Origin of the sequence: Rhodococcus daqingensis, from assembly GCF_042665615.1 — a bacterium.
In the GTDB taxonomy this organism is placed as follows: domain Bacteria; phylum Actinomycetota; class Actinomycetes; order Mycobacteriales; family Mycobacteriaceae; genus Rhodococcus_G; species Rhodococcus_G daqingensis.
The window spans coordinates 135,296-156,905 of record NZ_JBHTCS010000024.1 but is presented as its reverse complement, the minus strand read 5'-3'; the positions used below and the strand labels follow the sequence as shown (position 1 = coordinate 156,905).

The window sequence follows — 21,610 nt, the reverse complement described above, 5'->3', positions numbered from 1 at the left end:
GCACCGATCAACCGATTCCGGGGTTCCGGGCTTCCAGTTCGGACTTCTCGGTCACGTCGGAACGCACGCCGACCACCCAGCCGGTGATCTGACGAGCGAGATCCTGGGCGGTGAGGCCGAGTTCCTTGAGGATCTGATCCCGCGAGGCATGGTCCAGGAATCGTTGCGGCACACCGACATCCCTCGACGGGGTGTCCACTCCGGCGGCGCGCAGGGCCGCCGACACGCTGGAACCGATGCCACCGTGCAGTCCGCTGTCCTCGACGGTGACGACCATGCGGAAGTCCTCGGCGAGCGTGACCAGCGCCTCGGGCACCGGCAGCACCCAACGCGGGTCGACGACCGCGGCACTGATCCCCTGCTGCTCGAGCCGGACGGCCGTCTCGAGCGCCACCTCGGCAAAGGGACCGACCGCGACGATCAGCACATCGCCCGTGCCCGCCTCCGGCATGCGCAGCACGTCGACCGTGTCGCCGAGCCGCTCGATCGCCGGGATGTCTTCGGCGACAGCGCCCTTCGGGAACCGCAGTGCGGTCGGGCCATCACTGACCGCGAGCGCCTCGGCGAGCTCCTCGCGCAACGAGGCCGCATCCCGGGGCGCGGCAACGCGGATGCCCGGCACGATCCCGAGCAGCGAGAAGTCCCACATGCCGTTGTGACTGGCCCCGTCCGAACCGGTGATCCCGGCGCGGTCGAGCACGATCGTCACAGGCTGGTCGAGGAGCGCCACGTCCATCAGCAACTGGTCGAACGCGCGGTTGAGGAAGGTCGAGTACACCGCGACCACCGGGTGCAGCCCGCCGAGCGCGAGACCCGCCGCCGAGGTGAGCGCGTGCTGCTCGGCGATACCGACATCGAACATCCGGTCCGGGAACCGTTCGCCGAAGGCCGCGAGGCCGGTCGGTCCCGGCATCGCCGCGGTGATCGCGACGATGTCCTTGCGGCGCTCGGCCTGGGCGATGAGCTCGTCCGAGAACACGGAGGTCCAGTCCGCGGCGGGCTCTGAGGTCGAGCGACCGGTGAGCGGGTCGATGACGCCGGTGGCGTGCATCTGATCGGCCACGTGGTTCTCCGCGTGCGCATAGCCCATGCCCTTGCGCGTCACCGCGTGCACGATCACGGGCCCACCGAAGGACTTCGCCCGTCGCATCGCCGACTCGAGCGCGGCCTCGTCGTGGCCGTCCACCGGCCCCAGGTACTTGATGCCCAGGTCGGTGAACATGACCTGGGGACTCACCATGTCCTTGATGCCGGCCTTCATGCCGTGCAGGAGTTGGTACGCGGCGCGCCCGACCCACGGCACCTTCTTGACCATTCGCCTGCTGTTGTCGAGCACCTTCTCGTAGCCCGGCTGCAGGCGCAGCGCCGCGAGATGGTCGGCGAGGCCGCCGATGGTCGGAGCATAGGAGCGGCCGTTGTCGTTGACGACGATGACGACCGAGCGGTTGCGGCCCGCCGCGATGTTGTTGAGTGCCTCCCAACACATTCCACCGGTCAGGGCGCCGTCACCGACGACGGCGACCACGTGCCGGTCCTGCCCCGTCAGCTCGAACGCCTTCGCCAGGCCATCGGCGTAGGACAGCGCGGCGGAGGCGTGGGAGGACTCGACCCAGTCGTGCTCGCTCTCGGCCCGGCACGGGTAGCCCGAGAGGCCGCCCTGCTTGCGCAGCGAGTCGAACCGATCCATCCGGCCGGTCACCATCTTGTGCACGTAGGCCTGGTGACCGGTGTCGAAGATGATCGGGTCGGACGGCGAGTCGAAGACGCGGTGCAGCGCCAAGGTCAGCTCGACGACGCCCAGGTTCGGCCCGAGGTGCCCACCGGTGGCGGACACCTTGTGCACGAGGAATTCACGGATCTCCGCGGCGAGCTCCCGCATCTCGGCGGGGCTGAGCGCACGCAGATCGATGGGCGCCTGGATTCGAGAAAGGACACCCAACGAGATCGCTCCCTCCAATGACACAGCGAAAACACTGCGCGTACACGGCGTCGACACCGTGCCGACCGACCCAGTCTACGGAGTCCGCGCGCGACAACTGCCCGACGTCCCGTCCTCCCGCGCGGCGCGGGGCGGCTGCCAGCCCATTATGCCGACCTTCCGTGACCCAGGTCACCGCCCGAGGCCCTAGGCTGGCGCCCATGCGCAACGTCGTGGACGGCCTCATCGGGGAAGTGTTCGCACTCTGTCAGGAGAACCGCGCCGGGGAACTCGCCGACTACATCCCGGAGCTCGCCGCCGTCGCGCCGGACTCCTTCTCGCTGTGCATCGCCACCTCCGACGGCTACGTCTACGAGTCGGGCGACGCGCACACCGAGTTCACCATCCAATCGATCTCGAAGCCCCTCACCTACGGGCTGGCACTCGCCGATCGCGGACTGAGCGCCGTCGCCGAGAAGATCGACGTCGAACCGTCCGGGGAGCCGTTCAACGAGATCAGCCTCGACCCCGTCACCGAACGACCCCGCAACCCGATGATCAACGCCGGCGCGATCGCGGCCGCCTCGCTGATCGACGGGGACGATCCGGAGGCTCGGTTCGAGCGGCTGCGCCGGTGCTACTCGCGGTACGCGGGCCGAGAGCTCTCTCTCAACGATGCGGTCTACCGGTCGGAAGCACGAACCGGTCACCGCAACCGTGCGATCGGCCACATGCTGCGCTCGTTCGGCATCATCGCCGACGACCCCGAGGCGGCCGTCGACCTGTACTTCAGGCAATGCTCGATCGACGTCACCTGCCGCGACCTCGCGCTGATGGGGGCGACGCTGGCGAACAACGGGGTCAACCCCGTCACCCACGAGCGGGCACTGGCGCCCGACCTGGTCGAACGGGTGCTGAGCGTGATGACCACCTGCGGGATGTACGACGCCGCGGGCGACTGGGTGACGCAGGTGGGCCTGCCCGCCAAGAGCGGCGTCGGCGGCGGCGTGCTCGCGGTGCTGCCCGGCCAGATCGGGATCGCGGTGTACTCCCCGCGCCTGGACGCACACGGCAACAGCGTCCGCGGGGTCCAGGCCTGCCGGGAGCTCTCGAAGGAACTCGAGTTGCACTTCCTGCACGTGACCCGCGCGGCCAGGTCCGCGGTCAGGTCCAGCTACTCGGTCGCCGAGGCACCGTCGAGGCAGCGCCGCGGGCCCGCCGAACGCGACTCGCTCGAGAAGTTCGGGCGGCGCGCACGGATCTACGAACTGCACGGCGACCTGCTGTTCGCGGGCACCGAGACCGCGGTTCGTGAGATCACCGCGCAGAGCGACGAACTCGAGGCGGTCGTCGTGGACATCCGGCGGGTCGACGACGTCAGCGGGGTCGCGAGCAGGATGCTGTCGGACCTGTATGACGACCTCGGCGTCAGGGGCTGCCAGCTCGCGCTGGTCGATCCCGAGGGCCTGCTGGGGCACACCACCTCGGGGTTGGTTCCCGCCGCGGGCGGCCGGGTATTCGTCGATCTCGATTCGGCCCTCGAGTGGTGCGAGGACACCCTCCTGGATCGGCACTGCGCCGGTGCCAGGCTGCCGGAGTCGATCACGCTCGCCGAGCACCCCCTGGTGTCGGCGCTCAGCGCCGAGCAGTTCGACAGGTTCGCGGGCGAGCTGGAGACCCGGACCGTTGCCCAGGGCCAGCTGATCGTGCACCGAGGCGATCCGGCCGCGGGCATCTTCCTGATCCTCGCCGGACGGGTGAGCAACACCCTGCAGGGCGCGGACGGGGTCCCCCACCGGATCACCACACTCGCGCCGGGCATGACGTTCGGCGAGATGCCGATGCTGATCGGGGAGCGGTTCCTCGGCGACGTGCACGCCGACACCGATGTGCGTTTGGCGGTGTTGCCGCCGGACCGGTTCGCCCGTCTCAGCGCCGAGGCACCCGGCCTCACGGTGGCGCTCCTCGAACAGTTGGCGGCGGGCGCATATGCCCAGATGGAGGCCGCGATCCGGTCGCTGGCGCCGCGCGGCCGACTGGGCTGAGCCGCGCGCCACCGGGCCGATCCCGCCCACGTTGTCGTACCCCGCGCCTAGGCTCGGAAACTACGTTGCCGTCGACCGCAGGATCGGAGAAGGTACTCAAATGACCTTGAACGCAGGACTCGCGATCGAAACCCAGGGGCTGGTCAAACGGTTCGGATCCAACGTCGCGGTCGACGGTGTCGACCTCGCGGTTCCCTCCGGCGGCGTGTACGGCGTCCTCGGTCCCAACGGGGCGGGCAAGACCACCACGATCCGGATGCTCGCGACCCTGCTCGAGATCGACGGCGGCAGCGCCAGGGTGCTCGGACACGACGTCGCCAAGGAAGCGGACACGGTACGCAGCAAGGTCGCCTTGACCGGCCAGTTCGCCTCGCTGGACGAGGACCTGTCCGGAACCGAGAACCTGGTGCTGCTGGCCCGGCTGTTCGGCTTCTCGAGGTCCGCAGCCAAGGCCAGGTCCGAACAGCTGCTCACGGCCTTCGACCTCGTCGAGGCGGGGCCGCGCCAGGTGAAGACGTTCTCCGGCGGGATGCGCAGGCGCCTGGACATCGCGGCCAGCATCATCGTCACGCCGGAGCTGATCTTCCTCGACGAACCCACCACCGGCCTCGATCCGCGCAGTCGCAACCAGGTCTGGGAGATCGTCCGGGCGCTGGTCGCGGGCGGCACCACCGTGCTGCTCACCACGCAGTACCTCGACGAGGCCGACCAACTCGCCGACCGGGTCGCGGTGATCGACCACGGCAAGGTCATCGCCGAGGGCACCACGGGCGAGCTCAAGGCCTCGGTGGGGTCCGGCGCCCTGCACGTGCGGGTCGCCGATCAGTCGAGGCGGGACGCCGCGGCAGTCCTGCTCGGCGACGTCCTCGGCGTCGAGATCAGCCGGGAGTCCGATCCGGCGGCCCTGACCGCGCGAATCGACGACCCGCAACGGGTCGCGCGCGCACTGCCCGCCCTCGACGATGCGGGCATCGCGGTGACCACCTTCGCGCTCGGTCAGCCCAGTCTCGACGAGGTGTTCCTCGCGCTCACCGGCCGGCCGGCCGAATCAGAAGACGACCAGGAATTCGTGAAGGAGACGGCATCATGACATCGACCTCCGTGCAATCCCCGTCGGTTGCGCCGGCGGTGAGCGACGTGCTGCAGCTCTCGGGGCCGCGCCCGGCACGCCCGAATGCGCTGTCGACGTCACTGTCCTTCGGGTGGCGGGCGCTGCTCAAGATCAAGCACGTGCCCGAGCAGTTGTTCGACGTGACCATGTTCCCGATCATGTTCACGCTCATGTTCACCTACCTGTTCGGCGGCGCGCTGGCCGGGTCCACCGAGGCGTACGTGCAGTTCCTGATCCCGGGAATCCTGGTCCAGACGGTCGTCATGATCACGATGTACACCGGCCTGACCCTGAACAAGGACATCGAGAAGGGCGTCTTCGACCGATTCCGGTCCCTCCCGATCTGGCGGCCTGCACCGCTGGTCGGCGCCCTCTTCGGCGACGTGGTCCGTTACACGATCGCCTCGGTGATCGTGATGGTCCTCGGGCTGATCCTCGGCTTCCGGCCGCAGGGCGGGTTCATCGGCGTGGTGGCCTCGATCGCCCTGTTGCTGTTGTTCTCGTTCAGCATGTCCTGGGTCTGGACGATGTTCGCGATGATGATGCGCACCGAGCAGGCGGTGATGGGCGTGTCGATGTTCATCCTGTTTCCGCTCACCTTCGCGAGCAACATCTTCGTCGACCCGTCGACCATGCCCAGCTGGCTGCAGGCATTCGTGAACGTCAATCCGATCAGCAAGCTGGTGACCGCCATTCGCGGGTTGATGGCGGGCACCCTCGAGCTCGGCGATCTGGCCATCGTGCTCGGCTGGTGCGCCGGGTTCATCCTGATCTTCGGGCCCATCACGATGCGCCTGTACAACCGGAAGTCGTGACTGCACAGATGAAGTCGTCCGTCACCGTCGTCGGTCACGGTTCCGCGGCGGCCGCTCCCGACATCATGCGGATCACGGTGTCGGTGGAGGTCCGCAGGCCCGACGTGACCAGTGCGTTCGAACAGGCGGGGCACGCGGCCCAGGCGGTGTCCGAGGCGCTCCGCGCCGCCGGGGTCGCCCCAGCCGACGTCTCCACCACCGGGCTGTCCGTGCACGCGGACACCGTGTGGCAGGAGAACCAGGGCCAGAAGGTGGTCGGGTACATCGCGAGCACGTCGCTATCGGTCACGCTGCGCGATCTCTCGGCACCGGGCCAGGTCATCGCGGACTGCGTCGGTGCCGGGGGCGACGACGTCCGCCTCGGCGGCCTCGAGCTGGGGATCGCGGACCAGACCGGACTGCTCGCTCAGGCCAGGGATGCGGCCTTCGCCGACGCCCTCGCCAAGGCGCGGCAGTACGCGGGGCTGTCGGGGCGCGAACTCGGCAAGGTGGTCGAACTCTCCGAGGACGTCGACTCGCCACCGATGCCCCGGCCGATGGTTCGGGCGATGAAGGCGTCCGCCGATGGCATGCCGATCGAACGCGGCGAGACCGAGCTGTCGGCGACGGCACGGGTGCGCTGGACCCTGATCTGACCGCCAGAAAGGGCCCGTGACCTGCATCACCTGTGCCCAAGCTCTCATTCCCAGAGTTTGGGAATGGGCCGTCGACTGGGCGACACTGGGCAGGTGATCCCCTACCTCGTTCTCGCCTCGGTCCTGTTCGCGCTCTTCGGCGTGGTCGTCATCGGCCGCCGGACCAATGGCGGTCGGGCCTTCCATCTCGAACAGTTCCGCTCGCAGGCCCCGCTGGCGGGGGTCCTGCCCGCAGACCACGGCCCGCGCCGCGAATACCACGATCTGGTGGCGGCATACATCAACGCCGACGTGTACCGGGCCGCCTGAGCCTGGTCCGTCCACGCCGGAGACCAGTGCGGCCCACCCCGATCGGGGTGGGCCGCACTGCTGTCCGGAACGCGCCCGCTCAGACCTTCGCGTACTCCATGTCCGCCTCGGACGGCTCGAGGTCGATCGTGGTCCGCAGCGGCTTGTTCGGCAGGAAGATCACCGCGATGACCGTGATCACCGCGACGGCCGCCGCGATCAGGAAGATCCGACCGGTCGCGTCGCCGTAGGCCACCCGGATCACGTCCTGCACGGGGGCAGGCAGCACCTTCAGGTTCAGGTTGCCCCCGCCACCGGGCGTGTGCGTGTCGATGCCGAGCTTCGCGAATCCCTCCGCGGTGAGGTCGGTGACCCGAGTGGCCAGCACCGAACCCAGCACCGAGACGCCGATGGCCCCACCGAAGGTTCGGAAGAAGGCGACCAGGCTGCTGGCGGCACCGATGTTGTGGACGCTCACCGTGTTCTGCACGGCCAGGACGACGTTCTGCATCAGCATGCCGGTGCCGAGGCCGAGCAGCGCGATCATCAGCCCGATCTGCCACATGTGCGTCTCGTGATCGATGGTGCTCAGCAGCAGGAAGCCGATGAGCTGCAGGACCGAGCCGGCCACGACGAAGCCCTTCCACTTGCCGAACTTGGTGATGAGCTGACCCGAGCCGACGGTGCCGACCAGCATGCCGAACACCATCGGGATGGTCAGCAGACCGGCCTCGGTCGGGGTGTGCCCGCGCGCGGTCTGGAAGTACTGGCCGAGGAAGGTGGTGGCACCGAAGAGTCCGACACCGACCGCGACCGAGGAGATGATGGCGAGCGCCGTGGTCCGCTCGGTGACGATCTTGAGCGGGATGATCGGCGAGCTGGCCTTGCTCTCGACGAAGACGGTGGCGATCAGCAGCAGCAATCCGGCGCCGACCAGCACCGCGGACTCGGTGGAGACCCAGTCGTAGTAGGTGGCCTTGCCCGCGAACGACACCCAGATCAGGAGCACCGAGACGCCCGCGGTGAGCAGGGTCGCACCGAGCCAGTCGATGGACACCCCGTCCTTGCGGTCGGTCTCGATGTGCAGCGTCTTCTGCAACAGGACGAGCGCGATCACGGCGAGCGGGACACACACGAAGAAGCACCAGCGCCAGCCGAGCCCGTCGGCGATGACGCCGCCGAGGACCGGGCCACCGGCCATGGACACCGCCATGACCCCACCCATGTATCCCGAGTACCGGCCACGATCACGCGGCGGGATGATGCTGCCGATGATGGCGACGACTAGCGCGGTCAGCCCGCCCATTCCGATGCCCTGGATCACGCGGGCGCCCAACAGGATCGGCACGTTCGACGCGAACCCGGCGATGACCGAGCCGATCACGAAGATCACGATCGCCGACTGGACGAGGACCTTCTTGTTGTAGAGGTCGGCGAGCTTTCCCCAGATCGGCGTCGACGCCGCCGTGGCCAGCAGCGCGGTGGTGATCACCCAGGCGAACTGGGTCTGGCTGCCGCCCAGGTCGCCGATGATCGTGGGCAGGGCCGTCGAGACGATGGTCGAACTGAGCAGCGCGGTGAACAGCGCCGCGAGCAATCCGGCGAGAACCTCGAGGATCTCGCGGTGCGTCATCATCACCTCATCACCCGGCGGAGCGGCGTGACGCGGCTGGTACTCGGTGTCGGTCATGTGTGTGTTCTCCCCTGGTTCTGAGAATCTGCGTCGGACACGGTTCTCCGTACCGGCGGAGTCATGAAGGTGTGCTTGAGTCGACGAAGCGAGATCACGGCCTCGCTGGCTTCCTCCTCGCTCCATTCGCTCAGCATGGTGCGCAGGCGATCGGCTCGGCGTTCTCTGTTCGCCCGCAGTAGCTCCGTACCGGACTCCGACAGCCGCACCAGCGAGACGCGACCGTCTTCCGGGTCGGCGTGCCGCTCGACGAACCCGGCATCGACCAGATCCGCGATCTGCCGGCTCAACGACGACTGACTGACGCACAGGTGGGAGGCGAGCTCCATCTGTCGGCATTGGCCGACGGTGGCGAGCACGTGCAGCACCCCCAGGAGTGCGGGCGGAAGTCCGCTGGTGTCGGCGCCGCCGAGGATGTGGCGCAACGCCCTGCCGAAGAGAAAGACCTCCTCGACGAGCTCCTCCGCGGTAGCGGTCTGGACGGCCATGGGCTCCCCTGAACGGCATGATTGATGCTTGCGGTACGCAACTATATATTGATTGCATTACCCATGCAACTTATTGCCGGGGATGGTGCCCGTTCGGGCAGCGGTGACCCTCGTAAGATCGGTAGCGCACACGATCATGTGCGAATGGATCGCCATCACCACCGGGAGCGGAGGTGAGAACACATGATGTGGCAGGAAATGATGAACATGTTCATGGCCTGGATACAGCAGATGGGCTGGCAGTTGCCCACGATCCCCATGATGCCCATGAGGTGACGGCGCCCTGGCGACGAGCCCACCGGGGGCGACAGCGCCGAACCCGCTAGCGCACCAGCAGTGCGAGGCACTCCGTGTGATGGGTCATCGGGAACGCGTCGAAGGCGCGCACCTGCTCGAGCCGGTATCCCTGCGCGAGGTACAGACCGACATCGCGCCCGAACGCCGCCGGATCGCAACCGATGTGGACAATCCTGTTCGGCGCCGCATGCGCGAGCGCCTCGATGACCTCACGCCCAGCACCGGACCGCGGCGGATCGAGCACCACCGTGCCCACCGGCACCGGCAGCTCCCCCACCACCTTCTCCACCCGGGCCGCACGCAAGTGCACCTGCCCGAGATCGGCCAGCGCGTGCCTGCCGTCCTCGACAGCGCCGCGGCCGGACTCGACCGACACCACCTCGCCATGCGACCCCACCTGGCCGGCCAGCTCGGCGGCGAACACGCCGACCCCGCCGTAGAGATCCCAGGCGATCGAGCCGGGAGCGGCCTCCGCCCACGCGCCGACCACCGTCGAATAGGTCTGTGCCGCACCGCGATGCGCCTGCCAGAAGCCGGTCGCAGAGAGTTCCCATTCGCGTCCACCGACCCGCTCGACGGCGCGCCCGTTGCCCTCCACCACGTGCTCGCGACGCGGACCGGCCTGGGCCGCACGGCGGGCGGTGGCGCCGCGTCGGCCCGGACTGCGGCGTCCGGTCCTCGAGACCTTCGCGGGCTCGATCTCCACCACGTGCCTGGCCCCGTTGCCGTCCACCGTCACCTGGATCTCGCCGCCGGGCCGCCAGTCCCGCTCGTCGAGTCCTTGGTAGGTGCCGAGCACCGGCTGCGGGCACAGCAGCTCGGTGATCACGCGCGAACTGCGATAGCCGTGGAAGCCGGCCCGGCCGTGGCCGTCGACCGCAAGCCGGAGCCTGGTTCGCCAGCCGGCGCCGTCGCCGGTGCCGGGCAGCTCCTCGACCTCGACCTCGCGGTCGACGCCGGCGAGCCTGCGGAGTTGCTCGGCGACCACCGACGCCTTCATCTCCCGCTGGAGATCCGCAGTGGCGTGCGAGAAGTCGCAGCACCCCGCCCCGCCGGGCCCGGAGATCGGGCACCGCGCCGCCACCCGTCCGGGGGACGCCTCCACGATCTCCACGGCATCGGCGCGGCAGAACGAGCCGCCGCGGTCCTCGGTGATCTCCGCCCGCACCAGCTCACCCGGCAGCCCGTGCCGGACGAACACGACCCGGCCCTCGTGCCTGGCGACGCAGAAGCCACCGTGGCCCGGATTACCGAGCCGAACCTCGACGCTGCGGCCGACCCAGCTCTCGCTCACCGACCGTTGTCCTCCGCGGCGTCGAATCCACGCCGGGTGCCACCGGGCACGGCCTGGACCCGATCGCGCTTGGCCCGCTCCGAGGAACTGAGCTGCCACGGCACGCTGGTGACCATCACCCCGGGCTGGAACAGCAGGCGGCTCTTCAGGCGCAGAGCGCTCTGGTTGTGCAGGATCTGCTCCCACCAGTGCCCGACCACGTACTCGGGGATGAACACGGTCACGACCTCACGAGGCGAATCACGCCGCACCCGCTTGACGTAATCGAGGACGGGCTTGGTGATCTCACGGTAGGGCGATTCGATCACCTTGAGCGGCACGGTGATATCGCTGTTCTGCCATTCACGCACCAGCGATCGGGTGTCGGCGTCGTCGACGTTCACCGTCACGGCCTCGAGGGTGTCGGGCCGGGTGGCACGGGCATAGGCGATCGCGCGCATCGTCGGCATGTGCAGCTTCGACACCAGCACGATCGAGTGGGTCCGGCTGGGCAGCACCCCATCCCATTCCTGCTCGTCCAGCTCGGCCGCGACGCTGTCGTAGTGCCTGCGGATCGACTTCATCACGGCGAAGATGGCGACCATGGCGACGATCGCGATCCAGGCGCCCGCCGCGAACTTGGTGATCAACACGATGATCAGAACCGTCGCGGTCATGGCGAGACCGATCGAGTTGATGACGCGCGAGCGTTGCATGCGCCGCCGAGCCGCCGGATCCCGCTCCGACTTCAGGTGCCGGGTCCAGTGCTTGATCATGCCCGTCTGGCTCAGCACGAACGAGACGAACACCCCGACGATGTAGAGCTGGATCAGCTTGGTGACCTCGGCCCCGAAGAAGACGACAAAGGCGATCGCGGCGCCGGACAGGAACAGGATGCCGTTGCTGAAGGCCAACCGGTCTCCGCGCGTGTGCAGCTGACGGGGCAGGTAGCGGTCCTGCGCGAGGATCGAGCCGAGCACCGGGAATCCGTTGAAGGCGGTGTTCGCCGCGAGCACCAGGATCAGCGCCGTGACGGCGGCGATGAAGTAGAAGCCGATCGGGAACCCCGAGAACACCGCCTCGGCGATCTGCGCGATCAGTGTCTTCTGCTGGTAGCCCTCCGGCGCTCCGGTGATCTGCTCGGCCGGGTTGTGCGCGTATACGATCCCGATCTTCTGGGCCAGGGTGATGATGCCCATCAGGAGCACGATCGCAATCGCGCCGAGCAGGAACAGCGTGGTGGCCGCGTTGCGGGACTTGGGCTTCTGGAACGCGGGCACCCCGTTGCTGATCGCCTCGACACCGGTCAGCGCCGCGCAACCCGACGAGAATGCGCGGGCGATCAGGAAGGCGAAGGCGATCCCGTAGAGCTGAGTGTCCTCCGCGTGCAGGTCGAAGCCCGCCGACTCGGCCCGGACGTCGTCGCCGAGCACGTAGATCCGGAACAGGCCCCACCCGAGCATCAGGAACATGCCGACGATGAATGCGTAGGTGGGAACGGCGAACGCGGTCCCGGACTCTCGGATGCCACGGAGGTTGATCGCGGTGAGGAGCACGATGGCCGCGACGGCGAAGAGCACCTTGTGGGTGGCGACGAACGGCACCGCGGAACCGATGTTCGATGCGGCCGACGAGATCGAGACGGCCACGGTGAGCACGTAGTCGACCATCAGCGCGCTGCCGACCGTCAGCCCGGCCGTCGGACCGAGGTTGGTGGTGGCCACCTCGTAGTCGCCGCCGCCCGAGGGGTACGCGTGCACGTTCTGGCGGTAGCTGGCCACCACCACGGCCATCACCGCGCAGACGGCCAGCCCGATCCAGGGCGTGTACATGTACGCCGAGATGCCCGCGACGGACAGGACGAGGAAGATCTCCTCCGGCGCATAGGCGACCGAGGACATCGCATCGGAGGCGAAGACCGGCAGCGCGATTCGCTTGGGGAGCAGCGTGTGGCCCAGCTTGTCGCTACGGAACGGTCTACCCACCAGCAGCCGCTTCGCAGCGGTCGAGAGCTTTGACACCGGCAAAGCGTAATCCGTCCGAACCGATCCAGTGCCATCCGCTACCCACTTCGCCAAAACTCGATGTGCGCGGACGCCACCGAACCGGGGACGGTACCGTTCGAATCGGATGGTTGCCGCCGCCGCGGCGACCGCAGCAGAGCGTCGGAAAGCCGACGAGCGGAGGCCAACGGTGTATGTAGTCGTGATGGGGTGCGGCCGGGTCGGATCGGCCCTTGCGGCCGGGCTGAACCGGATCGGCCACGAGGTCGCGATCATCGACCGGGATCCCGACGCGTTCCGCCGCCTCGACCCCGGATTCACCGGACATCGCGTGGTGGGAATGGGTTTCGACCGCGATGTCCTGCTCAAGGCGGGCATCGAACGGGCCGAGGCATTCGCCGCGGTCTCGTCCGGCGACAACTCGAACATCATCTCCGCCCGGGTGGCCAGGGAGAACTTCGGCGTGAGCCGGGTCGTCGCCCGGATCTACGATGCCAAGCGCGCGGCCGTGTACGAACGCCTCGGCATTCCGACCGTCGCCACCGTGCCGTGGACCACCGACCGATTCCTGCACCACCTCACGCGCGAGAGCCACACCACCAAGTGGCGCGATCCCTCCGGCACCGTCGCGGTCGCGGAGCTCGATCTGCACGAGGACTGGGTCGGTCACCAGGTCACCGAGCTCGAGGAGCACACCGGCTCCAGGGTCGCGTTCCTCATCCGGTTCGGCACCGGGGTGCTCCCCGACCGCCGCACGGTCATCCAGGCCGACGACCAGGTGTACGTCGCCGCGGTCTCCGGGACGGTCGCCGAGGCGGTGGCACTGGCCGCCACGCCGCCGCCCGCGGACTCCTGATGAGTCCCGTCCCGCACGGACTCCGGATGAGCCCTTTCCCGCAGGTGTCGCCGACCGCGGCGCACGAATCGATCACTGACCCGAACGGATGGACCCGATGAGAGTCGCAATCGCAGGAGCAGGCGCGGTCGGCCGATCGATCGCCCGCGAGCTGATCCGGGGCGACCACCACGTGATGCTGCTCGAGCGAAACCTCGAGCACGTCGACCCCGAGGCGATCCCCGATGCGGTGTGGGTGCACGCCGATGCCTGCGAGCTGGCCCTGCTGGAGTCCGCTGAGCTCGAGTCCTACGACGTCGTCATCGCCGCCACCGGCGATGACAAGGTCAACATCGTGGTCAGCCTCCTGGCCAAGACTGAGTTCGGCGTCCGGCGCGTGGTCGCCCGCGTGAACGACCCCCGCAACGAGTGGCTCTTCGACGACTCCTGGGGCGTGGACGTCGCCGTGTCCACCCCCCGCATGCTCGCCTCGCTCGTCGAGGAGGCGGTCTCGGTGGGCGATCTCGTCCGCCTGATGACCTTCCGGCAGGGTCAGGCGAACCTGGTGGAGATCACCCTGCCCGCGGACACCGAGCTGGCCGGGAAGCCGGTCCGCAAGATCCAGCTCCCGCGCGACGCCGCCCTGGTGACCATCCTGCGCGGCGGTCGTGTGATCGTCCCGCAGCAGGACGACCCGATCGAGGCCGGCGACGAGCTGCTCTTCGTCGCCTCCGTCGAGGTCGAGGACGAACTCCGAACGGCCGTCGGCGTCAAACGCTGACGCGGAGACGGTGGCGGACCGCTACGGCACGCCACCGTCGCCATTCCGAATTGTCACGTAACTGAATGTGGAGACCAATTGTCCGATTCCGGACAATTGGTCGCACGCCCAATCCAGACTCCCCCGAATTCGGCTGAGGCGAATTCGGGCGCGTGCGGAACGTCACAGTCGGCACGCCGCGAACACGACAATTGCCGCATCCATTGCGTGGACGCCGGGGGGCGTTCGCTAGGAACGCTCGTCCCCCGCACCATTCGGCTCGGCGCCCTGGTCGTCCGCCTCCACCGGGGTCTCGATTTCTGCCTCGACCTCGGCCTCGGCCGCCCGGTCGGCACGCCGTACCAACCAGACCGTCGCAACCAGGACGAGCGCGGTCAGCGGCCAGCCCATCGCGACGCGCGAGACCGCGAGCCACCCGGTGTGGTCGGTGTCGTAGAGCTGCGACTGGACCAGGTACCGGGCGCCGAAGACCAGTGCCCACGCCGCGGTGGCGAGGTCGTACGCGCGGACTGCGGCCCGGCTGCCCCGCCACGAGTTGCCGTGGCCGTTGAGGAAGCCCCACAGGACGCCGACCAGCGGCCACCGGACCACGATCGAGAGCAGGAACACCGCGGCGTAGGCGAGACTCGTGTAGATCCCGAACAGGAAGTAGCCCTTGGCGTCTCCGGTCCGGTAGGCGATGAACGCGCACACCCCGACACCCAGGAAGCCCGAGATCGCGGGTTGGATCGCCCCCTTGGCGATCACCCGCCACACCAGGACCGCGGCCGCGACACCGAGCGCCGCCCAGATGGCTGCCGTCAGGCCCCAGAGGCTGTTGATCGGGACGAAGACCAGGATCGGCAGGGTCGAATAGACCAGCCCACTGACGCCGCCGAGCTGTTCGAGGATGGACTGCTGCTGCTGCCTGTCGGTCACCCGACGAGACTGCCACATGTGGGTGCGATGACTACGAATCGCCTCGTAGCTCGTAGTACGGGTTGTAGATCACCTTCTGGCCGTTGCGTTCGCCGACGCGTCCGCGCACGAGCAATGTCTTGCCCGGTTCGATCCCCGCGATGCGGCGCCTGCCGATCCATACCAGGGTCACTGCCTCGGTTCCGTCGAAGAACTCGGCCTCCATGCTTGCGGTCGAGGCCTTGGGACACGCCTCGACGCTGCGAAGCCGCCCGAGCATGGTGACCTCCTCGCCGCGGCTGCAGTCGCAGGCGCGCTGCGCGCCCGACGCCTGCGACGATTCCACCATTGCCTCGGCATCGAGTTGATCGAGGTCCTCGGTGAGCCGGCGGGTGAGCCGGCGGAAATAGCCTGTGGCCGCGAGTGCCATAGCGCGCTCCTGGAGCAGGTGCGGTGCGTCTGTTCGCCCCGCTTGTAGGTCTGGTGTGACCGCCACTGTAGACCCATCGACAACCGGTAACCACACCACCGTGAGGAGTGTCCCGGCCACCGGGCGAATCCCCCGATCCGGGCCCCGACGGCACCCGCACGGCACCCGCACTCACCCTCGGTGCGACCATCGACCGATGCACGAGTTCACATGGCCGACAGCGGCGGTGGTACTGCCGGGAACCGGATCCGACGCCCACTTCGCCGAGCGGGCGTTCTCCGGTGCGTTGACGCAGGTCGGAGTGGAGACCATCGCCGTCGAACCGGATCCCCGGCGAGTGGTCGAGAGCTACCACGAGGCGCTCGACGCGGCGGCGGACCGGCACGGACGGATCCTCGTCGGCGGCGTGTCGATCGGTGCCGCGGTGGCGGCGCAGTGGGCCGCTCGCAACGAGTTCCGCGCCGCGGGGGTGCTCGCGGCGCTACCCGCCTGGATCGGCGATCCCGCGGACGCCCCCGCCGCGCTGAGCGCCACGTTGACCGCACGCATGCTCCGCGCGGACGGCCTCGACGCGGTGACCAGCGCGATGATCGAGACCAGCCCGGCGTGGCTCGGCGGTGAGCTCGAGCGGTCCTGGCGATCGCAGTGGCCGCACCTGCCCGAGGCCCTGGAAGAGGCCGCCGCCTACCACGGCCTCGTCGAGGAACATCTCGCCCGGATCACGGTGCCCGTGGGTATCTGTGCGGCCACGGACGACCCGGTGCACCCGATCGCCGTCGCCCGGCGATGGGTGGCGGTGCTCCCGTCGGCCACGTTGAGCACCGTCACCCTCGACGAGATCGGGGCCGACCCGGGAATCCTCGGCCGGTCGTGTCTGACCGCCCTGACGTCTCCCTGATCAGCCGCGTGACCGGGTCAGCGCCGCAACTGCTGCATCGCCGACCCGGATCCACCCGGACGCTCCTCCGGCGGCACGGCGTGGTTCTGGGCCTCGGCCGCGGCCGCCTCGGCGGCGGCAGCGGCCTGAGCGGCGGCCTGAGCGGCTGCCGCCTCCTGGATCTCGACCGCCTGCTGGGCCTGCGTGGCCTGCTGCTGGGCCTGCATCTGCTGCTGCTGGGCAGCGATCAGCTGCTCGGCGAGCATCTGCGGGAGCACCACCGGGAGCGGGGTCCGGACGGGATACGGCTCGGCGCCGCGGTTGACCACGGTGCCGGCGAGGATCTCCCTGGCGATCGCGGTCAGTGGCTCCCCTAGTCCTGCCGAACCGACCGGTCCGGCCACCACACACCGGATCATCCAGCGCGGTCCGTCGACGCCGATGAAGCGCAGGTCGGCGTTCGGGGTGACGGCGTGCAGCTCCCGACCCCACGGACCGCTCTGCACGCTGATCTCCGCCGCGTCGGCGCGCAGCGACTCGGCCAGGTCTCCCGCGACCTCGCGCCACTGCCCGGGCGACTTCGGCGCGGCATACGCCGCGATCGTGATCCGCCCGTGCTCGGTGACCAGGTGCACCGCCTGCGGGGTGCCGTCCGGGGCCATCTCCACCTGGATCTGACCGCCCTCGGGCAACGGGACCTGCACCGATCCGAGGTCCAGCCGGGATTGCGCCGCCCCCTCGGGGTCGTCGAGTTCGGCCAGGTCGTACGGCCCGCCCTCGGGCCGCACCTCGACCTCGAACTCGTCGACCTCGGCCTGTGCGTCGACGTCGTCGTGGAATTCCTCGAACTGGTCGAGGTCCTCGTCGGCGGCCTTCTTCTTACGTCCGAAAATCATCGTGCCCCTTCCTCGGGCAGTGCCGGCACCGCATGCAGGCTGGCATGACCACCACTGGATCCGTATCCACCCGCGCCGCGCGCCGTCTCGTCGAGCGAGTCGACCTCCACGAAGGACACCAACTCCACCCGCTGCACCAACAGCTGAGCGATCCGGTCACCGCGGCTGATCGCGATCGGTGTGCGCGGATCGTGATTGATCAGGCAGACCTTGATCTCACCTCGGTAGCCCGCATCGACCGTCCCGGGCGTGTTCACCACGGACAGGCCGGCTTTCGCCGCCAGACCGGACCTCGGGTGGATCAGCCCCACGGTGCCGACCGGGAGCGCAACGGCGATTCCGGTACCCACCAGGGTCCGTTCCCCTGGCTCGATGGTGACGTCGACCGTGGAACAGAGATCGACGCCCGCGTCGCCCTCGTGGGCTCGCCGCGGGACCGGCATGTCGGGATCAAGGCGCAGCAGCTCGATGGCTGGAAGATCGCTCACGCGCACCGAGACTACTCTGGATGCGTGCCCGAGAACCCTCAACCTGCCCCGACCGCCGGCACCGGCGGCAAGACCGACCACGCCGCGCCGTTCTACACCGAACGCCTGTGGGTACCGCTGTGGTGGTGGGCCGCCGGCCTGGCCGTCGCCGGTCTGCTCGCCGCAGAGGTGCACATGGGGAACCCGGGCCTGCTGGCCTGGCTGCCGTACGTGCTGCTGCTGCCGTTCCCGGTGTGGGTGCTGATGTGGCTGAGCCGACTGCGGGTCGAGGTCGTGGGCGGGGTCGGCCGCGGCGAGCTGCGCGTCGGCCGGGCGAAGCTGCCGCTGGACGTGATCTCCCGCGTCGCGGTGGTGCCCGCCACCGCCAAGTCGGCGGCGCTCGGCCGCCAGCTCGACCCGGCCGCGTTCGTACAGCACCGCACCTGGATCAAGACGATGGTCCTGATCGTTCTCGACGACCCGGAGGACCCGACGCCGTACTGGCTGGTCAGCACCCGCAGGCCCGCCGAGCTGGCGGCCCTGCTCACGCCCTAGCGCGCCGCCCGACCACCCCCGGACACCACTGTGCCCGGCCTGCGAACAGGCCGGGCACGACTTCCCATCTCCAGGCCGGGACACCAGGTGTCCCGGTCGGACTGCTACCGAAGTAGCGTCAGGCTGCACAGTCCATGCAGATCAGCACGCCGCCGGCGTCGCTCGCGAGCCTGCTCCGGTGATGCACCAGGAAGCAGCTCGAACACGTGAACTCATCGGCCTGCTTCGGCACGACCCGGACCGACAGTTCCTCACCGGACAGATCGGCACCGGGCAGCTCGAACGACTCCGCGGTGTCCGACTCGTCGACATCGACGACCGCGGACTGCGCCTCGTTACGCCGGGCCTTCAACTCTTCGAGCGAATCCTCCGACACCTCGTCGGATTCCGAACGCCTCGGTGCGTCGTAATCGGTTGCCATCTCGTCTTCCCCTCGTCTTCTCTCGTCATCGATTCCCCCGGCCACACACCACAGCCGAAAACACGAATCACCCGTGTGGCTGCATAACGCTCGGGGGCGCCGAATAGTGCCCGGAAGTTAGCGCAGGAAATATGATCTGCACCACATTTGGCCCTTCCGTCCGGTCCTCGAAACCCCCGTCGTGTACGACTGCGGCCGCCAGACAATAGCCGAACTCCGGGGAAATGTCGCCCGCCATTCACCACGGGTCGGAAACTGTCTGAGAATCGACACAAACAGTCGACAGACCGTGACATTTCCGCGACATTCCGAGCCGCGACCGCGTCGACGACTCTCCGGGCGCCGCACTCTAGAGTGAGTGCGCACCGGCGCCACTGTGGCGCCGATCAGCGGGCGCACCGGAGAGGTCGGGACGAATCGTGGTTTCACTGATCACACAGGGTCACTCCACCGACGAGCAGGGCCGTCCGTTCCGCAAGCGGCGGATCATGCCCGTCGTCGTGATGATCAGCATCCTCGCCCTGCTCGGCGCCGTGCTGTGGGTTCGCATCCTCACCAAGGACGAGGACGTCTCCGCCGCGGTGACGTGCAACCTCCCGCAAACCGCCGCCCAGCCCGTCGACCCGAACGCCCCCGCCCCGCAGCCCCTCGGCGACAAGATGGATCCGACCACGCTGCTGGACGTGGAACCGGCCACCCTCGCGGCGACCCGGGTTCGCGTCTTCAATGCCAATGGCGAACGGGGGCAGGCCGCGCAGGTGGCGGCCCAACTCAGCGAGTACGGCTACGCCAGCGCGCCCGACGTCCAGGTCGGCAACGACCCGGTCTACATCGACCAGAACATGCAGTGCCACGGCCAGATCCGGTTCGGCTCCAACGGTCTCGCCGCCGCCAGCGCTCTCTGGCTGGTCTCGCCGTGCGCGGAGCTGATCGAAGACGGACGGCCGGACGACACCGTCGACCTCGCGTTGGGCACCTACTTCAGCGAACTCCGACCCAACACCGACGCCGAGGAGGTGCTGGCCGCACTCAAGGAGCCCGCACCGGGTGGCGCGGCGGCCGCACCGGTGGACATCAGCCTCCTCAAGGCCGCACGTACCGCTCGCTGCTGACCCTTCAGTCCGGAATCGGGTCGAACACCCCGGCCTCCGCGAACACCGCGTCCAGTTCGGCCGCGATCCCGGGCGCCGCCGCGACCACGACCTCGCCCGCTGCGCTCATCGTGTGCGGCGCGGGGGTGCGGACCCGGGCACCCGCCTCGCTGGCGATCAGCGATCCCGCCGCCCAGTCCCACGGGCTGAGCCCGTGCTCGAAATGTGCGTCGACGCGCCCCGAGGCGACCATGCACAGGTCGAGGGCCGCGGAGCCGACCCGGCGGATGTCGCGGACCTGCGGCAGCACCCGACCGATCAGCGCGCCCTGCGCCTGCCTGCGGGCCCGTCCGTAGCCGAACCCCGTCGCGAGCAGCGCCACCGAGACCTCGGTCACCGGGTTGCACCGCAACGTGTGCTCGGTGCCGTCGGCCTCGACCAGGGTCGCACCGTGCCCCAGCGCCGCGGAGTACACCGCGTCCGCAGGCACGTCCACCACCGCCCCCGCCACCGAGACACCGTCGACCTGTGCGGCGACCGACACCGCGAAGGCCGGGATGCCGTAGAGGAAGTTCACCGTGCCGTCGATGGGGTCGAGCACCCAGCGCACGCCCTTGATCTCCTCCGCCTCTCCCCCGCCCTCCTCGCCGAGAATGGCGTCGTCCGGTCGCAGGCCGGCCAGCAGTCCGCGGATCAGTTCCTCGGTCTCGGTGTCCACGACGGTCACGGGATCGGTGGGGTGGCTCTTGGTGGCGACCGAGCTGTCCTCTGCGAGGACGCCGGTCACCGCGAACACCTCGGGACGGCGGGCACGCACGTGCCTGGCGGCGGTGACGGCCACCCGGACCGCCACGTCGCGCAGCGCGCGCGGATCGTCCGGACCACCGGCTGAGCCGGAATCGGACCTTGTCGGGACAGGAGCATGGGACTGCATAGAAGGCACGCCCCATGGTGCCTCATCACCCGACTTCCGCGCCGGAGTTCGCCGAGCCGATTAGGGTTGCCGCATGACTGAATCGACCAGGCGAGGGTTCGGCATCGACGTCGGCGGGAGCGGCGTCAAGGGCGGTCTGGTCGATCTGGACTCCGGTGCACTCATCGGTGACCGGATCAAGATCGAGACCCCGCGGCCGTCCACTCCCGAGGCCATCGCGGGCACCGTGGCGGAGATCGTCGCGCGGGCCGGGTGGGACGGCGCGGTCGGCCTCACGCTGCCCGCCGTGGTCACCGGCGGGGTCGCCAGGACGGCGGCCAACATCGACAAGTCCTGGATCGGCACCGACGCGGCGGCCCTGTTCGGCCAGGCGCTCGGCGGACGCCCCGTGACGGTGCTCAACGACGCCGACGCGGCGGGCATCGCGGAGGACACCTACGGCGCGGGCAAAGATGTCGACGGCGTGGTCATCCTGCTGACGTTCGGCACCGGGATCGGGTCCGCGATCCTGCACCGGGGCGTGCTGCTGCCCAACACCGAGTTCGGGCACATGGAGGTCGACGGCAAGGAGGCCGAACACCGAGCCGCATCCTCGGTGAAGGAGAACAAGGGCCTGTCCTACAAGCACTGGTCGGCGGAGGTCTCGCGGGTGTTGACCAGGTTCGAGGACCTGCTGTGGCCCGACCTGTTCATCGCGGGCGGGGGCATCAGCCGCAAGAGCGAGAAATGGATCCCGCTGCTGACCAATCGCACCCCCGTCGTACCCGCCGCACTGCTGAACACAGCGGGCATCGTGGGCGCCGCACTCGCCGCGCAGACCAGCATCGCGTCGTAACACCCGTGGCGATAGTTACAATGGAGAC

The 21,610-nt window shown here is 68.9% G+C and carries 22 protein-coding genes; 11 read left to right on the top strand and 11 right to left on the bottom strand.

Translation table 11 applies throughout. From position 1 onward, the window contains the following. Positions 1 to 7: 7 nt before the first annotated feature. Complete coding sequence (gene dxs, locus ACFQS9_RS19950) at positions 8 to 1,939, bottom strand: 1-deoxy-D-xylulose-5-phosphate synthase (protein ID WP_378408290.1); 1,932 nt, start codon at positions 1,937 to 1,939, stop codon at positions 8 to 10. A 200-nt stretch (positions 1,940 to 2,139) separates the two neighbouring features. Between dxs and glsA the strand changes: the two genes are divergently transcribed. From glsA to ACFQS9_RS19925, 5 genes are all read left to right on the top strand, one after another. Further along, a complete protein-coding gene (glsA, locus tag ACFQS9_RS19945) occupies positions 2,140 to 3,963 on the top strand; it encodes a glutaminase A (RefSeq protein WP_378407844.1) in 1,824 nt (607 codons plus the stop codon). A gap of 100 nt (positions 3,964 to 4,063) precedes the next feature. After that, positions 4,064 to 5,053 (top strand): ATP-binding cassette domain-containing protein, encoded by a 990-nt coding sequence (locus ACFQS9_RS19940; RefSeq protein WP_378407842.1) that lies wholly within the window; start codon positions 4,064 to 4,066, stop codon positions 5,051 to 5,053. Beyond that, positions 5,050 to 5,889 (top strand): ABC transporter permease, encoded by an 840-nt coding sequence (locus tag ACFQS9_RS19935; RefSeq protein ID WP_378407840.1) that lies wholly within the window; start codon positions 5,050 to 5,052, stop codon positions 5,887 to 5,889. The genes ACFQS9_RS19940 and ACFQS9_RS19935 overlap by 4 nt, the downstream gene beginning before the upstream one ends. Next, a complete protein-coding gene (locus ACFQS9_RS19930; protein WP_378407838.1) occupies positions 5,886 to 6,524 on the top strand; it encodes an SIMPL domain-containing protein in 639 nt (212 codons plus the stop codon). Before ACFQS9_RS19935 ends, ACFQS9_RS19930 begins: the two co-directional genes overlap by 4 nt. Before the next feature lie 63 nt (positions 6,525 to 6,587). Then, complete coding sequence (locus tag ACFQS9_RS19925; protein ID WP_378407836.1) at positions 6,588 to 6,833, top strand: hypothetical protein; 246 nt, start codon at positions 6,588 to 6,590, stop codon at positions 6,831 to 6,833. 79 nt (positions 6,834 to 6,912) lie between these two features. On the opposite strand, the gene ACFQS9_RS19920 is transcribed toward ACFQS9_RS19925, so the two are convergent. The 4 genes from ACFQS9_RS19920 to ACFQS9_RS19905 all read right to left on the bottom strand — a co-directional run bounded on the left by ACFQS9_RS19920 (position 6,913) and on the right by ACFQS9_RS19905 (position 12,581). Beyond that, positions 6,913 to 8,502 (bottom strand): MDR family MFS transporter, encoded by a 1,590-nt coding sequence (locus ACFQS9_RS19920; protein WP_378407834.1) that lies wholly within the window; start codon positions 8,500 to 8,502, stop codon positions 6,913 to 6,915. After that, positions 8,499 to 8,990 (bottom strand): MarR family winged helix-turn-helix transcriptional regulator, encoded by a 492-nt coding sequence (locus tag ACFQS9_RS19915; RefSeq protein ID WP_378407832.1) that lies wholly within the window; start codon positions 8,988 to 8,990, stop codon positions 8,499 to 8,501. Before ACFQS9_RS19915 ends, ACFQS9_RS19920 begins: the two co-directional genes overlap by 4 nt. Positions 8,991 to 9,312: 322 nt before the next feature. After that, positions 9,313 to 10,581, bottom strand: a complete 1,269-nt coding sequence (locus tag ACFQS9_RS19910) for a class I SAM-dependent RNA methyltransferase (protein WP_378407829.1) — start codon at positions 10,579 to 10,581, stop codon at positions 9,313 to 9,315. After that, entirely contained in the window at positions 10,578 to 12,581 is a 2,004-nt protein-coding gene (locus ACFQS9_RS19905; protein WP_378407827.1) for an APC family permease, read from the bottom strand. The genes ACFQS9_RS19910 and ACFQS9_RS19905 overlap by 4 nt, the downstream gene beginning before the upstream one ends. A gap of 172 nt (positions 12,582 to 12,753) precedes the next feature. Between ACFQS9_RS19905 and ACFQS9_RS19900 the strand changes: the two genes are divergently transcribed. Together ACFQS9_RS19900 and ACFQS9_RS19895 are read left to right on the top strand one after the other, a co-directional pair. Next, positions 12,754 to 13,419 (top strand): potassium channel family protein, encoded by a 666-nt coding sequence (locus ACFQS9_RS19900; protein WP_378407825.1) that lies wholly within the window; start codon positions 12,754 to 12,756, stop codon positions 13,417 to 13,419. Between the two features lie 97 nt (positions 13,420 to 13,516). Then, positions 13,517 to 14,179, top strand: a complete 663-nt coding sequence (locus ACFQS9_RS19895; RefSeq protein ID WP_378407824.1) for a potassium channel family protein — start codon at positions 13,517 to 13,519, stop codon at positions 14,177 to 14,179. A 228-nt stretch (positions 14,180 to 14,407) separates the two neighbouring features. Here the strand turns inward: ACFQS9_RS19895 and ACFQS9_RS19890 are convergent, their stop codons facing one another. Continuing rightward, positions 14,408 to 15,115: a DUF3159 domain-containing protein gene (locus ACFQS9_RS19890; protein WP_378407822.1), complete on the bottom strand. Its 708-nt coding sequence runs from the start codon at positions 15,113 to 15,115 to the stop codon at positions 14,408 to 14,410. Positions 15,116 to 15,128: 13 nt separating this feature from the next. After that, on the bottom strand, positions 15,129 to 15,506 hold the full coding sequence (locus tag ACFQS9_RS19885; protein ID WP_378407820.1) for an OB-fold nucleic acid binding domain-containing protein: 378 nt from the start codon (positions 15,504 to 15,506) through the stop codon (positions 15,129 to 15,131). 196 nt (positions 15,507 to 15,702) lie between these two features. On the opposite strand from ACFQS9_RS19885, the gene ACFQS9_RS19880 reads away from it, so the two are divergent. Continuing rightward, on the top strand, positions 15,703 to 16,404 hold the full coding sequence (locus ACFQS9_RS19880) for an alpha/beta fold hydrolase (protein WP_378407818.1): 702 nt from the start codon (positions 15,703 to 15,705) through the stop codon (positions 16,402 to 16,404). Positions 16,405 to 16,421: 17 nt separating this feature from the next. Here ACFQS9_RS19880 and ACFQS9_RS19875 read toward each other — a convergent pair whose 3' ends face one another. Next, entirely contained in the window at positions 16,422 to 17,276 is an 855-nt protein-coding gene (locus ACFQS9_RS19875; protein ID WP_378408289.1) for a DUF3710 domain-containing protein, read from the bottom strand. Further along, positions 17,276 to 17,722, bottom strand: a complete 447-nt coding sequence (dut, locus tag ACFQS9_RS19870) for a dUTP diphosphatase (RefSeq protein WP_378408287.1) — start codon at positions 17,720 to 17,722, stop codon at positions 17,276 to 17,278. The genes ACFQS9_RS19875 and dut overlap by 1 nt, the downstream gene beginning before the upstream one ends. Before the next feature lie 150 nt (positions 17,723 to 17,872). Between dut and ACFQS9_RS19865 the strand changes: the two genes are divergently transcribed. Next, positions 17,873 to 18,301, top strand: coding sequence for a DUF3093 domain-containing protein (locus ACFQS9_RS19865; protein ID WP_378408285.1), 429 nt, complete (start codon positions 17,873 to 17,875; stop codon positions 18,299 to 18,301). Between the two features lie 118 nt (positions 18,302 to 18,419). On the opposite strand, the gene ACFQS9_RS19860 is transcribed toward ACFQS9_RS19865, so the two are convergent. After that, positions 18,420 to 18,722 (bottom strand): DUF4193 domain-containing protein, encoded by a 303-nt coding sequence (locus ACFQS9_RS19860; RefSeq protein ID WP_027499550.1) that lies wholly within the window; start codon positions 18,720 to 18,722, stop codon positions 18,420 to 18,422. Positions 18,723 to 19,141: 419 nt separating this feature from the next. Here ACFQS9_RS19860 and cei point away from each other — a divergent pair, with 419 nt between their 5' ends. Beyond that, positions 19,142 to 19,834: an envelope integrity protein Cei gene (cei, locus tag ACFQS9_RS19855; protein WP_378407815.1), complete on the top strand. Its 693-nt coding sequence runs from the start codon at positions 19,142 to 19,144 to the stop codon at positions 19,832 to 19,834. Between the two features lie 4 nt (positions 19,835 to 19,838). Here the strand turns inward: cei and ACFQS9_RS19850 are convergent, their stop codons facing one another. Then, the gene (locus tag ACFQS9_RS19850; protein WP_378407813.1) at positions 19,839 to 20,747 is read right to left on the bottom strand and encodes an inositol monophosphatase family protein; all 909 of its coding nucleotides are present in this window, start codon (positions 20,745 to 20,747) and stop codon (positions 19,839 to 19,841) included. Positions 20,748 to 20,820: 73 nt separating this feature from the next. Here ACFQS9_RS19850 and ppgK point away from each other — a divergent pair, with 73 nt between their 5' ends. Next, entirely contained in the window at positions 20,821 to 21,582 is a 762-nt protein-coding gene (gene ppgK, locus ACFQS9_RS19845; RefSeq protein WP_378407811.1) for a polyphosphate--glucose phosphotransferase, read from the top strand. The last annotated feature ends 28 nt before the right edge of the window (positions 21,583 to 21,610 follow it).